The sequence below is a fragment of the Bifidobacterium sp. LCP19S3_E9 genome (assembly GCF_052121135.1).
Classification (GTDB): Bacteria; Actinomycetota; Actinomycetes; order Actinomycetales; family Bifidobacteriaceae; genus Bifidobacterium; species Bifidobacterium thermacidophilum.
In genome coordinates this window covers 211,233-224,760 of sequence record NZ_JBQKEV010000001.1, presented here as the reverse complement: position 1 = coordinate 224,760, position 13,528 = coordinate 211,233, and the positions used below count along the sequence as shown (strand labels likewise).

Here is a 13,528-nt window from a genome sequence, read left to right as displayed (position 1 = left end):
ACCCGTCCACGCGGATCACGACACGAGCATTGACCCGAACCGTACCGACCCGGCCTGCCAGTGCAGGCCGGAGCTGAGGAGGAAAGATGGCACGTACAGCCCACATCGTGCGCAAGACCAGCGAGTCGACCATCGACCTGTCACTGGACCTTGACGGCACGGGCAAAACCCAGATCGACACGTCAGTGCCCTTCTACAACCACATGATGACCGCACTCGGCAAGCATTCGCTCATCGACTTGAACATCAAGGCGAGCGGTGACACCGACATCGACGTGCATCACACCGTCGAAGACACCGCCATCGTATTCGGCGAAGCCCTGCGCCAAGCCCTCGGCGACAAACGCGGCATCCGTCGTTTCGCCGACGCGACCGTCCCGCTGGATGAGGCGCTCGCCAAAGCGGTTATCGACATTTCCGGACGCCCGTACGTCGTATGCTCCGGCGAGCCGGAAGGCTTCGAATATTGCATGATCGGCGGGCATTTCACCGGTTCGCTCGTCCGGCACGTCATGGAATCCATCGCCTTGCACGCCGGCATCTGCCTGCATCTGCAGCTACTTGCCGGCCGTGACCCGCATCATATCGCAGAAGCCGAATTCAAGGCGGTTGCCCGCGCGTTGCGGTTCGCCATCGAGCCCGATCCGCGCGTCGACGGCATCCCCAGCACCAAGGGAGCCCTGTGATGGCCGACGATATGACGACCCCCGGCGATCGCGACGATTCCGGTCTGTCCGACGGTGCCGACGAATCCGGGAATTTCGGTGATTCCGGGAACTCTGGCAACTCTGGCAACGATGACGGTCTGCATTTCAACGACGCTGACCTTGATGCCGCGATGGCTGATTTCGAGCGAGAATTTGACCAGTCGCAGGCATCCCAGAACCAGGATTCCCAAGGTCCGGATTCAGGCCTCGGCCAGGACGACACGCTGTTTGCCGGCGACGGTACCGGAGAGTCCTCGGATCAGCCGGAAACCCAGCAATCCATCGAAGCAAGCTTTGACGACGAGTTGCAGGGGTTGCTCGGCAACAAGGCCAAGGCGGCGGCTATCATCACCCGTCTGACCTCGGCTGAGCTGCTTGCCGCATTCTGCCAGCTCAGCGATATCAGCGCCGTCTGCATCGACGACCCGCAAGGCGCCGTCGCCGTCCTGCACAACCTTGACGGTGACAGTCCGGAAGCAGCAGCCAAGGATTTGACAACCGTGGTGTCCGGCATGCCGGCGATTCTCACGGTCAACCGCGCGGACAAGCTCGAAGCCACGCTGTTCCTGCAAGGTCAGGCGGGGGAGCAGTTCGCGCCGCCGATTCTATTCGCCTCCGCGGCTCCGTTCGTTGAGGATCTGATGCTCGGCATTACCCCGCTTGAGGATATCCTCTCCGACCGCAAAAGCTTCGATTCCGCCGATCTCGATCATGATGGGGCTTTGGCGGTGCTCGCGAAGCATACCAGATTCGGGCGCGGCAATTCATCCATCTCGTAACGCCGCATCCAAGGCGTACGCGAGACGGGAACACGGTAACAATCCCGCAGTACCGTGGAAACGTCCACGAACACCGGACGGCGGGCCGCACACATGCAGGCCCCCGACGAAAGGAAGGACAACGATGACATCGGTAGTGGTCTTTGACTACGGTTTCGGCAATGTGCGCTCCATGGTGCGTGCGCTCGCCAATCTCGGTCTTGATGTGACCCTCACGTCGGACCATCGTCAGGCTATTGAGGCCGACGGTCTTGTCGTCCCCGGCGTTGGGGCGTTCGGTGCTTGCGTGGATAGTCTGCGCAAGGTCGGCGGTGACCGCGTCGTCTACGATCGTTTGCGCGCCGGACGTCCGGTGCTCGGCGTGTGCGTCGGCGAACAGATCATGTTCGACCATGGCAATGAGCTCGGCAAGCCGGCGGACGGCTTGGGTCTGATTCACGGGGATGTGAACCTGCTGGACGCCGATGTGGTTCCCCATATGGGGTGGGATACCGTCGAGGCGCCGCAAGGCTCCGTGCTGCTGCGTGGACTGACTGGGGAGCGGTTCTACTTCGTGCATTCCTACGCGGCGATGGACGCTCAGCCTGTGGAAAACGGCACCGAGAACATTGATTTCGGTGGGGAAGAGCAGAAGGTGACGTGGTGCACGTATGGGCGCAGCAGGTTTGTGGCGGCCTATGAGCGCGGACCGCTGTTCGCCACCCAGTTCCACCCGGAGAAATCCGCCGAAGCAGGCGCACAACTGTTGCGCAACTGGGTTTCGACCTTCTAAGCGATCCGGGCAGTGGCAGTCTAAGCAGTGGCAGTCTAAGCAGTGGCGATTCACACTGTGACAGGCCATCGCAAGCTAACGCAGGCCATTGTCACGACACAGGCCGCCGCATTGGCGACTGCCAGAGGAACACACCCGGATGCAGCATTCAGCAAAGCATACGAAACATCATCCGAAACAGCCGGTATTCCGGCACTGACAGCGGGACACCCGCAGAATCGAGGGCAATATGGCACTCACTCTTCTCCCGGCAGTAGACGTGCGCGACGGCAAGGCGGTCCGTCTGCGCCAAGGTGAATCCGGCTCGGAAACCGATTACGGCAGTCCGCTCGAAGCCGCCCGTACCTGGGTGGAATCCGGAGCGCAGTGGATTCACCTCGTTGACCTTGATGCCGCATTCGGCACCGGGAACAACCGTGACCAGCTCAGCGCGATCGTCAAGGAGCTGGGCGAGAAAGTCAATATCGAGATGAGCGGCGGTGTACGTGACGACGACAGCATGAAAGCAGCGCTTGACGCCGGTGCCGCGCGCGTGAACATCGGCACCGCAGCGCTCGAGAACCCCGATTGGACCGCTTCGGTCATCAAGAAGTACGGCGATCGGGTTGCCGTCGGCCTCGACGTGCGAGGGCATACGCTCGCCGCGCGCGGCTGGGTCAAAGAGGGCGGTGACCTGTTCGAAACCATGAAGTTCCTCGACTCCGTCGGATGCTCGCGTTACGTCGTCACCGACGTGGCACGCGACGGCATGATGAGCGGGCCGAACCTGACCCTGCTTCGTGAGGTCGCCGAGCGCACCGATGCGCATGTCACTGCATCCGGCGGCATCAGCAGCCTCGACGACCTGCGCGCCATCAAGGAGCTCGCGCCGCTCGGCGTGGATGCGGCGATTCTCGGCAAATCGCTATACGCGCGTGCGTTCACCCTCGAAGAAGCGCTCGAAGTGGCGCGGTGACGGTAGTCGGCGGTCGGGGCAGCCGAATCAATCAGCCTCGACCGCCGGCCGACACGGCCGTGCGCCTCGCAACAGGAATCCGCCAAGGTCAACGAAGACCTGCGAAATCAGCGGGTCAACACACGAAACACAACGCAAAACGCGGCATGGTCACGGGAATATCGCAACCGTGTAGCATGTCCGTAATATTTCGATGGGACGATGAGGACTATGGATAAACAGCAAGAGTTCGCCCTGCGCACGGTTGAAGAACGAGACGTGCGCTTCATCCGACTTTGGTTTACGGATGTATTGGGAACACTGAAATCAGTGGCCATCGCTCCCGCCGAACTCGAAGCGGCGTTCGAGGAAGGGCTTGGCTTCGACGGTTCGTCGATTGAAGGCATGACGCGTGTTTCCGAGGACGACATGATCGTCAAACCTGATCCGTCTACCTTCCAGATTCTGCCGTGGCGTGGCGGCCCGCAAGGCACCGCACGCATGTTCTGCGACATCCTCACCCCGGACGGCGAACCGTCGCTCGGCGATCCGCGGCACGTGCTCAAGCAGGCGCTCGCCAAAGCCAAAGAGAAGGGCTTCACCTTCTACGTGCACCCGGAAATCGAGTTCTACTTGTTCGAAAACCAGGAGGATTGGTCCAAGGCCCCTACACCCATCGACGAAGGCGGGTACTTCGACCACGTGCCGCGCAGCCCGGGGATGGATTTCCGCCGCGCGACCGTCAACATGCTCGAGCAGATGGGCATTTCCGTTGAATACTCGCATCATGAGGCCGGTCCAGGCCAGAACGAGATCGACCTGCGGTATGCCGACGCGTTGACCACCGCGGACAACATCATGACTTTCCGCACCGTGGTCAAAGAGATTTCCCTCGAGCGTGGCATTCACGCGAGCTTTATGCCCAAGCCGCTCGCCGACCAGCCGGGTTCCGGTATGCACACGCATCTGAGCCTGTTCGAGGGCGATTCCAACGCCTTCTACGAGGCAGGTCAGGAGTTCAACATGTCGCTTATCGCGCGCCAGTTCGCCGCTGGCATCCTGTACCATGCGGCGGAGATTTGCGCGGTCACCGACCAGTACGTCAACTCGTACAAGCGTCTGTGGGGTGGGGCGGAAGCGCCGAGCTACATCTGCTGGGGACACAACAACCGGTCCGCACTGCTGCGCATCCCACAGTACAAGCCAGGCAAGGGCAATTCCGCGCGTATGGAATTCCGCGCGCTCGACCCGGCGGTCAACCCGTATCTCGCGTTCTCCGTGCTGCTTGCGGCCGGTCTTGACGGCATCGAACAGCAGATGACCTTGGGTGAGCCGACCAGCGATGACGTGTGGGAGCTCACCGATGCTGAGCGCAAGGCGATGGGCATCCAGCCGTTGCCGGAATCGCTCGACGAGGCGCTGAAGATTATGGAGAAGTCCGATTTTGTGGCCGGTGTCTTGGGCGAGCACGCCTTCGAATACTTCCTGCGCAACAAGCATCAGGAATGGGAGGAGTACCGCCGTCAGGTGACGCCGTACGAGCTCGGCAAGTACTTGCAGCGCCTGTAACCTCGGCTGTCCGCGCTGCCTAATCGGCGTTTCGGGCAGCGCATGCAGTACCGTCAGCCCCGCTTGCGTCAATCGCGGCGGGGCTTTGGCGTATCTATGTGGTGTTTGTAGTGTGTTCTGTAGTGTGCCGTGCCTCCTGCACAATTTCCCGTACAAACTGGTTATGCTGGTGGGCGGTTTTGCGTAGACGGTTTGTGGGTTTGGCGTTAGAGAGCGGTGGACGGGTGTCGTCGGCTGGTTGACGCGCCAGAGGGTCGGTGTTCGGGCACACCCGGTGGTTCACTGGGATGGGCGGCCGGACGGGTCGTACAGGAGGAACGCGGCGCATGGCCGAAACACACAGGCAAAGCACGACGACAGGCATTCCACAAGACACGCAGAACGCGACGAGCGATCAAAGGCATCAGATCGGTCAGCCTCACAGTCATGGCAGTGGAGATACCGTCGTCCGACGCCAGCGGTTCTTTACGCCCGCGGTTGTCACCCTGGTCGCCCTGAGTTTCATGCTGGGGCTCAGCGAATTCATCATGGTTGGTATCCTGCCGCAAATCGCACGCGGATTGAACATCAGTGAAGTCACCGTAGGCAACCTCGTCTCCTTGTTCGCGGTCGCCTACGCCCCGGCCACGCCGATCGGCTCGGCGCTTTCGGCGCGCTTCCCGCGTTTCGCCACGCATATGATGTTGGTCGCGGTCTTCCTCGTCGGCAACATCCTGTGCATGGTCGCGCCGAACTATCCGATTCTGCTCATCGCACGCATCATGATTGCCCTCGTGGCAGGTACCACAGTCGCCGTATCCATGACGTACGCGCCGGATGTATCCAGCGCCGCGAATCGCACCCGGTTCATCGCATGGGTGTTCTCCGGTTTCTCGATTGCCTCGGTCGCCGGCGTACCTGTGGGCACGTGGGTCGCGGGAACATTCGGATGGCGAGCCGCATTCGCGCTGATTGTCGTGCTGACCGTTGCGCTCATGCTCGCCATGGTCCTCGTGTTGCCGCGCAACAGCCATCCGATGACCATCGGTTTTCTGCCGCAATTCCGTTTGTTTGCCGATCGTCGTATCCGGCTGGGCGTGTTTGCGGTGCTGTTCGGGGCGGCGGCAAGCTATGTGTTCTATACGTATCTGACCCCGATTCTGCGCGACGAAATCGGGATTCCCCAGCGCTTTGTCAGCATCGGCCTGATGGTATTCGGTGCGGCGTGTCTGTGCAGTAATCTGTACAGTGGCAGGCTTGCCAATCGTGGGACCGGTGTGGCGCCTCTCGCTCGCATCCGGCCCATCTACCTGATGCAGGCGGTTCTGCTGTGTTTGCTCGCGTTCGCAAAGCTTCTGCCGGTCGCCGGGGCGCTGCTGCTCATCGTGCTGGGCCTGTTCATGTATCTGCAAAATTCCGCATCCCAGGTGCTGTACATGGACGTCGCAGCCCGAGCCCATCCGGGATCGATGAATCTCGCGGCATCATTGAATTCCATGTCGTTCAACATCGGTATCGCGCTCGGGTCAGCAGTTGGCGGTGTCGTCAACGATGAGTTTGGATTGACCTGGCTTGGACCCTTCGGTGCGGTGTTCGCGCTGCTCGCCGCCTTGACGGTTAGCGGGCTACACCCGACGCGCGCGGAGCTCGGAGCGTAGCAGTTCGGCGATAGTTGAGCCTGTCAGGCCGGTCACGCCTTACAATGACAGTGATGACAGCGATGACCTTGAACGGCCGGCATGATGAGGGCGCAACGACCCTGGTACCGGGGATGGCGACGTTCGCTATCGTGCAGAAGAGCCGATTTTTAGCAACATGCGGCGAGTGCTGGAATGTTAGGCATCGTGCCCCGCGTCATCGGAGGACATAGATATGATGACAGAACCTGCGGATACGACGGATGCGATGGAATCAACAGCATCAGCAGAAACGATAAAACCGGGAGCATCGACGACATTGGGTAGCACGACGAACACGGAGACGAAGGCGGAAGCCTCGACATCTTCGAGCAAGCCGAAATCGGGACATGCAGTGAAATCATCCGCAGGACGCGACTGTGGACGGCGTACCGGTGGTTCCGGACGGCGTGCCGGCTCCAGCGCACAATCCGCGGGACGTGCCAAGTATGCGCGGGGGGCGTCGTCACGCGCTTCGTCCTCGCGTGGGTCATCGTCAACGGGGTCGTCGTCGCGTGCCTCGTCCCCGCGCGGCGGTGGTCGGAAAGCCTCATCGTTCTCGAAAACACTACGACAATTGCAAACCCGGTATCGCAAGGCATGGAAGAAAGCGAATCCCGGCAAACGGTGTCTGATTGTGCTGGAAACCATGGTAGCGATTATCTGCGCGATGGCACTGGTCATGGGGCTGATTCGCGTCGTGCAATGGCGGACGGAAATCGCCATCGCCCAATACCGGCAGAATCAAACCGCGGAAAAGTACGGATTCAACCCCGGCAACATCATCTCCGATGGACAGTTCTTCAACGGCAATGCCATGAGCCAAGCGGAAATCCAAGCGTTTCTCGATAAGGAAGGCGCATCATGCACGGGAAGCCAATGTCTGCGCGTCATGACGTTTGATAGCGAGAACGAGCCCGCCGGCAGCGAATGCGAGGCGTACCAAGGGGCGCAAGGCGAAACCGCTGCCGCGATCATCAGCAAATCGGCGAAAGCCTGCGGAGTCAGTCCAAAAGTGCTGCTCACCGTGCTGCAGAAGGAGCAGCATCTGGTTACCGCGACCAGTACGACCGCCTTCCAGTTCAAAGCCGCGATGGGCTTGAGCTGCCCGGACGACGCGAGCTGCGACCCGCAGTACGCTGGGTTCTTCCGGCAAGTGTATGGGTCGGCGAAACGCTACAAGTACTATTTGCAGCATGAGGATACGTACGGATACCATGCCGGCAGCATGAACTACATCCAATACAATCCGAACGCCAGTTGCGGGGGCAGCCAGGTGTACATCGAGAACAAGGCGACCGCGTTGCTGTACATCTACACGCCTTATCAGCCGAACACGGCGGCGCTCGCAGCCGGAGCGGGGGAGGGCGACTCCTGCTCGGCGTACGGCAACCGCAACTTCTCGATCATCTACACCGGCTGGTTTGGCAATCCGCGCTCGTAGGAGGGCGGCTTCGACGGCAATGTCGCCGGGCCGGTCATATGGCGTTGTGTGAGGATTGGCTCGCACAACGTCGGCGATTGTTCAGATGATGCATGTGACGAAATACAGAACTTGCCGGACGCAGCGATGCCTGGGCCCGTGAGTTGGTGAACCGACAAACCGTGTATGTCGTGGCATGTGTATCTTGACGGATGTCATGATGTCCGGTCGTGAAGGACGGTGGGTTGTTGTTGCATGTGTATTGTTGCATACGGAATGTGCAGGTTGGCTGTGGATGGTAGTCGTTTGGGGGACAATGCCGCACGTCGCGTATGTCGTGCCATACGTAACATGTCGAATCGGAGAGATTGACGGCTGAACGATGCCAATCGTTGACCCGCATATACAACCTACGTATGCGGCAGCATACGGGATATGCCGGATGCCGCCGCACACGAAGACAACGATTGGCGATGGTGCGTGTTGCGTATGTCCGGGCACACAGCGCACGACAACTTGCAGAACCTTCCTGCAGCGTACTGGTGAGTGCCACAACTAAGCACTGCAACCTGCCTACGCGAGCACCTTGCGGATTCGCTGGATGCTCACCGGTTTCGCCGTGCCCAGCTCCTGCGCCCACAGGGACACGTAGAACTCCTCGAGCATCCACCGGGCTTGGGTCGCCTTGCCCAGCAGCTGCTCGTGACGCGGTCCGGCCGGCTCGGCCTTTGCGCGTTCCATCGCCTTGTCCACGAGTCCGCGCGCTTCATCGGCCTGCCACGCCCAGCGCACGTCCCGATTCTTATCAGTCTTTGCTTTGGCAAGCCGCATCAGATCAGCGTGCAGATACCGTTCGATATTCGGCAACGCATCCGGGGGAGCTGCCCCGATGAACCCGGGGAACACGAGCGTGGCGATATGCTCACGCACCGATTGCAGCACCGAAAGCATCGGCAGGTCGGCCTTGCCGGACACCGCCTTGTCCACTTCGGCGTACCGCTTGAGAATCGCAATCACATCATGTACAACCGCATACACGGTATCCTCGAACACTTCCGACACCCCGCTGACCGCTTGGGCGAGCGCCTCATCGTCCGGCAGCTTGTCCACACGCGGCAGCAGTCGCTTGACAGCGGCGAGCTGCAAATCCTCGACCAGATCGGCGGTGGAACGGTATGGCGCGCTTGCCAGCATGAGCGCTTCGGCGCCCAGCCACCGTGAGGAAATACGTTCCGACGGCAGGCGTAGGGAGTCCAGTGCGCCTGCCCACAGAATGTCGGCGCGCGGTTTGGTAGTTGCCCCCGCTTTGTGCAGCAGATTTGCCTGTTGGACGATTTTCCCTTGCGCCTCGGCGGCTTTCGCCTGTCGTTGTACGACTTTGCGCGCGGATGCGGCGGCGAGCTGCGCGAACTGCCGTTGCAGTCCGACCAGGGATTTGCCGGTACCGAGTACTTTGACGGCCTGCCGTCCGCCATGCCTATGCCCATTGCCGTGCCGATGTTGGGATTTGGCTTGCGGCAGTGGCTGTTCGATGCTGAAGGTCATCCTCAGGTAGGGGGCGAGTTTGCTGATTTGCTCGTCGGTATAGACCTCCGGGTGAATCTGCGCGCCGACTGTCGAAATCGCTGCCGCGGTGAACGCGTGGATGATATCCGGCCATGCGCCGGCTCCGGCCACCTGTGAGCTAACTGGCGAACCTTCCCTCGCGCTTTCTTGCAGATCATCATCAGGCAGGTTCGGATGCCCCATTTCCCCGGATCCGGGCAAATCCGGGTATCGTTCGTCAATCGCCTCGCGGATTGCCCTCGCGGTGTCGGGGGCGGGCACGAACTGGACGCGCAGCGCCTTCGGCAGGGATTTGATCATGCCGAGCAGCAGTTCGTCAAGCAGACCGGGCACGTTCCATGTGAACTGTTCAGGCGTCAACCGTGACAGTTCCTTGATGGGGATGTGCACGGTCACACCGTCGTCCGGGGCGCCCGGCTCGTACTTGTAGCTCAGCCGCAGGTCGATCGGCGTGCCGTCGGTGCCGAGCGTATGCCAGTATTCCGGGTAGTCGTCCATGCTGACGCTGCCGGATTGCTGGAGCCGCTCGACGTTCTCCGGGTCGAAATCCAGCAGGTGCGGCTGCTTGTCGTGTTCGCCCTTCCACCATTTCGCCAGATCAGCGACACTCGTGATATCCGCGGGGATGACGGCATTGTAGAAGTCGAACAGATCCTCATCGCTGACCGTGTCGGCGACTTGCCGGGTGCGGTCGGCATCCTGCGCGGCATCCTCAAGGATGTCCCGGTTGCGTTCGATGAAGCCGTCATATGGGAAGCGCTGCTGGATATCGCCTTCGACCAAGCCTTGCCTCAGCAGGAAATCACGTGCTTCGGGCGGGTTGATGCGTCCCCATTGCACAGGACGGTCCTGCACAATCGGCAGCCCATATAGCAGGACTTTCGATTGCGCTACCGCCGACCCGCGTGAGCCGGACCAATGCGGCTCGGCGTAGGTGACGCGGGTGAGCGAGCCGGCCAGAGGTTCCGCCCATGCCGGGTCGATTGCGGCGGAATACCGCGCCCACAGGCGGGAGGTTTCCACCAGTTCCGTGCTCATCACCCACGGGGGAGTGGTTTTCGCGACCGCGGACGCGGGGAACAGCGCGAAACGTGTGCCGCGGGCGCCTTGATAGTCGTTTTTCGCGGTTTTCTGCGCGCGTTTCATCGCCCGGGCTTTGGCCGCCCCCTTGAGACCGGCGAAATCCGAAGCTTTCGGCTCGCGCACCACCTGCATGCCCATCATGGACAGCAGCCCGGCGAGCATGGATTGGTGAATGCCTTGCGCGTCCCACGTGCAGCACATGGAGTGCGCGGCCTGCTGGTTCATCGGCAGATTGCGGATGTCAAGCCCCGGCCGGGAGATCGGCTGTGGCTCACCCACGCGGAATTTCAATTCGCGGCACATCTGGGACAGTTGCGCGACCAGGTCTTTCCACTGCCGCATGCGCAGGAAGCTGAAATACTCGGCTTTGCAGATGCGACGCAGCGCATTGTTGCCTGGCTCGCCGTCCACTTGGAACACGCGGTCCCAAATATTGAGCGCGGTGAGGAAATCACTGGTCGGGTCAGCATACCGATTGTGGATCCGGTCAGCTTCCTCGCGTTTGTCTTCGGGTCGCTCCCTTGGATCTTGCAAGCTGAGGAACGCGACGACGACCAGCACAGCGGCAAGCGTGTTCGGCGTGGTGCGGGTGGCCGCTTCGATGACCATGCGCCCGAGCCTGATGTCGATTGGGATATGGGACAGTTGTCGGCCGATGCGGGTCAGTTTGACTTCGCCGTGTTTATGGCTGACGGCCTTGAGTTCGGTCAGCTCGTTGAATCCGTCGGATACGGAACGCACATCCGGCGGGTCGATGAAGCCGAAATGCGTGATGTCATCGACCGTGTGCGCCACGCCGACCGACAGCATGTGCAGCACCACCGCGCCCAGCGACGTGCGCAGGATTTCAGGCTCGGTGAAGCGTGGCCGCGTCTGGTAATCCTCATTCGAATACAGGCGAATCGCGATGCCGTCGGCTACACGCCCGCATCGGCCGGAACGCTGGTCGGCGCTCGCCTGCGAAATCGGTTCAATCGGCAGACGCTGCACTTTCGCCGTTTTCGAATACCGTGAGATACGCGCGGTGCCCGGATCGACGACATAGCGGATTCCCGGCACGGTCAGCGATGTTTCCGCCACATTCGTAGCGATGACAATGCGTTGATGGGTGTGCGGTTCGAACACCTTGTGCTGTTCCTTGGCGGACAACCTGGCGAACAGCGGCATGATCTCGATTGCGTCGGGGCGGCGCATATCCGCTGTGCGCGGACCGAAATGATGATGCAGGGCGTTTTCGAAATCATGGATATCGCGCTCGCCGGATGCGAAGACGAGGATGTCCCGCGGTCCGTGCTCATGGCTGGAACGGATGACCAGTTCGGCGCAGGCGCGCGCCACGGCGGTCGGCACATCGGTCTGGTCATCGTCGCTGTTGCCATTGTTGCCGCCGCGCCCGTCGTCCCCGCCGATTGCGGGATTGCGCGGATTGGGGAAGCCGGGCACGTGATTCATGAGAGCCGGCGGTGATCCCAAGGGCTCGTAGACGATCTGCACAGGATAGGTGCGCCCGGAAACTTCGATGACCGGTACCTTGGTGTGCAACGCGTGCTCGAAATGGTCGCGGAACTTCTCCGAATCGATGGTCGCCGAAGTGATCACGAGCTTCAAATCATGGCGTTTGGGCAGCAGCGCGGTCAGATAGCCGAGCAGGAAGTCGATGTTGAGGCTGCGTTCGTGCGCCTCGTCAATCACGATGGTGTCGTAGCGGCTCAGCTGTGGGTCGCGCTGAATCTGCGCGAGCAAGATGCCGTCGGTGACCACGCGCAGTCTGGTATTAGGGGAGCTCTCGTCGGTGAACCGCACCTGGTAGCCGATTTCATCGCCGAGTTTCGTTCCCATTTCCAGGGCGATGCGTTCGGCGACTGTTCGCGCGGCAAGCCGGCGCGGCTGCGTGTGCACAATCTGGTGACCATGCGTGCCACGGCCCATTTCCAGCAGCATTTTCGGGATCTGCGTGGTTTTGCCCGATCCGGTTTGACCGGAGACGATGACGACCTGCGAGCGTTTCACCGCGTCGATGATTTCGTCATGCGCCGCGGAAATCGGCAGTTCCTTTGGATATGTGAACTTCATGCCTGACGTAGCACCTCGATGACGCGATACCCCTTGGAGCTGGCGTATTTGCTGACCGAATAGCCGTCGCCGAGCGCTTGGGCGAGCCAGGGGATGAGTGAATCGGAGCCGAGGTTCTTCTGCACCACCAGATACGCGGCGCCGCCTGGGTTGAGTCGCGGCAGCCAGGCCATGAGCAGCTCGTGCAACGCGTCTTTGCCGATGCGGATCGGCGGGTTGGACCAGATCACGTCGAAGGTCAGGTTGGCGGGCACGGCGTCGGACGTGACGGCGTGTACATGCTCCAAACCGTTGGATTTCGCGTTTTCCGCGGTCAGATCGACTGCGCGTTCGTTGATGTCGATCGCCCAGATGTCAAGGTTGGGGGATTCGAAGCCCAAAGCGAGTGCGATTGGCCCCCAGCCGCACCCCAGATCGAGCCCGGTGCCTTGCTGCGGCGGCATGGGCGCATGGCGCAGCAGCACGGACGTACCCAGATCGACGCGATTGCCTGAGAACACGCCGTTGGATGTCTGGACTGTGGCATCGTAGCCGCGCAAGGTCACCTTGCGTTCGCGCCTGACGTCGGCCGATTGGGGGTTCGCTGTGAAATACTGCTCGTCGCCTGTGCTCTGTTTCTGCGCGGAGCGTGTGCTGTTCTTCTGTTTGGTGTCACGCTCTTCGGCGCCATGATGTGCTTTCGATACTGCCATATCCTTGTGTTCTTCCTGCAAGCGTCCGTTGGTCGCGCCGGCGTGCTCGCCTGTCGCTGACGGCGGAACCGGCTTGGTGTTGTCGTCCAACATGTTGATAATAAAGACAATAGTTGATACTAGGAAGATACCGTCGGTCGTGCCGCCGATTCGGCGGTGTGAGAAGAAGGAACCGCCATCACCACGACAGCTTTCGCACGTACGGACGACGCTGAAGACAACCGGGAAACCCAGGCCAGCCAGACAAGCCAGGAACATCAGGGGAGTGCGGCTGG

The 13,528-nt window shown here is 61.0% G+C and carries 10 protein-coding genes; 7 read left to right on the top strand and 3 right to left on the bottom strand.

Annotation, left to right across the window (positions count from 1 at the left end):
* The first annotated feature begins 86 nt into the window (after window positions 1-86).
* The 6 genes from hisB (at window position 87) to ACTQYB_RS00830 (ending at window position 6,398) form a co-directional block, all read left to right on the top strand.
* Complete coding sequence (hisB, locus tag ACTQYB_RS00855) at window positions 87-686, top strand: imidazoleglycerol-phosphate dehydratase HisB (RefSeq protein ID WP_026502736.1); 600 nt, start codon at window positions 87-89, stop codon at window positions 684-686.
* Window positions 686-1,486, top strand: a complete 801-nt coding sequence (locus ACTQYB_RS00850) for a hypothetical protein (RefSeq protein WP_441481599.1) — start codon at window positions 686-688, stop codon at window positions 1,484-1,486. The genes hisB and ACTQYB_RS00850 overlap by 1 nt, the downstream gene beginning before the upstream one ends.
* Before the next feature lie 124 nt (window positions 1,487-1,610).
* Window positions 1,611-2,258, top strand: coding sequence for an imidazole glycerol phosphate synthase subunit HisH (gene hisH, locus ACTQYB_RS00845; RefSeq protein ID WP_441481600.1), 648 nt, complete (start codon window positions 1,611-1,613; stop codon window positions 2,256-2,258).
* 229 nt (window positions 2,259-2,487) lie between these two features.
* Window positions 2,488-3,213: a bifunctional 1-(5-phosphoribosyl)-5-((5-phosphoribosylamino)methylideneamino)imidazole-4-carboxamide isomerase/phosphoribosylanthranilate isomerase PriA gene (priA, locus tag ACTQYB_RS00840; protein ID WP_441481601.1), complete on the top strand. Its 726-nt coding sequence runs from the start codon at window positions 2,488-2,490 to the stop codon at window positions 3,211-3,213.
* Window positions 3,214-3,423: 210 nt separating this feature from the next.
* On the top strand, window positions 3,424-4,761 hold the full coding sequence (glnA, locus tag ACTQYB_RS00835) for a type I glutamate--ammonia ligase (protein ID WP_015450119.1): 1,338 nt from the start codon (window positions 3,424-3,426) through the stop codon (window positions 4,759-4,761).
* 503 nt (window positions 4,762-5,264) lie between these two features.
* Window positions 5,265-6,398 (top strand): MFS transporter, encoded by a 1,134-nt coding sequence (locus ACTQYB_RS00830; RefSeq protein ID WP_441481706.1) that lies wholly within the window; start codon window positions 5,265-5,267, stop codon window positions 6,396-6,398.
* A gap of 177 nt (window positions 6,399-6,575) precedes the next feature.
* Here the strand turns inward: ACTQYB_RS00830 and ACTQYB_RS00825 are convergent, their stop codons facing one another.
* Window positions 6,576-7,067: a hypothetical protein gene (locus ACTQYB_RS00825; RefSeq protein ID WP_441481602.1), complete on the bottom strand. Its 492-nt coding sequence runs from the start codon at window positions 7,065-7,067 to the stop codon at window positions 6,576-6,578.
* Here ACTQYB_RS00825 and ACTQYB_RS00820 point away from each other — a divergent pair.
* The gene (locus ACTQYB_RS00820) at window positions 7,066-7,860 is read left to right on the top strand and encodes a hemagglutinin (protein WP_414600822.1); all 795 of its coding nucleotides are present in this window, start codon (window positions 7,066-7,068) and stop codon (window positions 7,858-7,860) included. The two genes, ACTQYB_RS00825 and ACTQYB_RS00820, sit on opposite strands and share 2 nt — an antisense overlap.
* A gap of 552 nt (window positions 7,861-8,412) precedes the next feature.
* Here ACTQYB_RS00820 and ACTQYB_RS00815 read toward each other — a convergent pair.
* Together ACTQYB_RS00815 and ACTQYB_RS00810 are read right to left on the bottom strand one after the other, a co-directional pair.
* A complete protein-coding gene (locus ACTQYB_RS00815; protein WP_441481603.1) occupies window positions 8,413-12,561 on the bottom strand; it encodes a DUF3418 domain-containing protein in 4,149 nt (1,382 codons plus the stop codon).
* Window positions 12,558-13,253, bottom strand: coding sequence for a class I SAM-dependent methyltransferase (locus ACTQYB_RS00810; RefSeq protein ID WP_441481707.1), 696 nt, complete (start codon window positions 13,251-13,253; stop codon window positions 12,558-12,560). The genes ACTQYB_RS00815 and ACTQYB_RS00810 overlap by 4 nt, the downstream gene beginning before the upstream one ends.
* Window positions 13,254-13,528 lie beyond the last annotated feature (275 nt).

What these genes read in the sequence shown, in the direction of transcription:
- hisB (WP_026502736.1), top strand. Translation starts at nt 87, where the DNA reads ATGGCACGTACAGCCCACATCGTGCGCAAGACCAGCGAGTCGACCATC.
- ACTQYB_RS00850 (WP_441481599.1), top strand. Translation starts at nt 686, where the DNA reads ATGGCCGACGATATGACGACCCCCGGCGATCGCGACGATTCCGGTCTG.
- hisH (WP_441481600.1), top strand. Translation starts at nt 1,611, where the DNA reads ATGACATCGGTAGTGGTCTTTGACTACGGTTTCGGCAATGTGCGCTCC.
- priA (WP_441481601.1), top strand. Translation starts at nt 2,488, where the DNA reads ATGGCACTCACTCTTCTCCCGGCAGTAGACGTGCGCGACGGCAAGGCG.
- glnA (WP_015450119.1), top strand. Translation starts at nt 3,424, where the DNA reads ATGGATAAACAGCAAGAGTTCGCCCTGCGCACGGTTGAAGAACGAGAC.
- ACTQYB_RS00830 (WP_441481706.1), top strand. Translation starts at nt 5,265, where the DNA reads ATGCTGGGGCTCAGCGAATTCATCATGGTTGGTATCCTGCCGCAAATC.
- ACTQYB_RS00820 (WP_414600822.1), top strand. Translation starts at nt 7,066, where the DNA reads ATGGTAGCGATTATCTGCGCGATGGCACTGGTCATGGGGCTGATTCGC.
- ACTQYB_RS00825 (WP_441481602.1), bottom strand. Translation starts at nt 7,067, where the DNA reads ATGGTTTCCAGCACAATCAGACACCGTTTGCCGGGATTCGCTTTCTTC.
- ACTQYB_RS00815 (WP_441481603.1), bottom strand. Translation starts at nt 12,561, where the DNA reads ATGAAGTTCACATATCCAAAGGAACTGCCGATTTCCGCGGCGCATGAC.
- ACTQYB_RS00810 (WP_441481707.1), bottom strand. Translation starts at nt 13,253, where the DNA reads ATGGCAGTATCGAAAGCACATCATGGCGCCGAAGAGCGTGACACCAAA.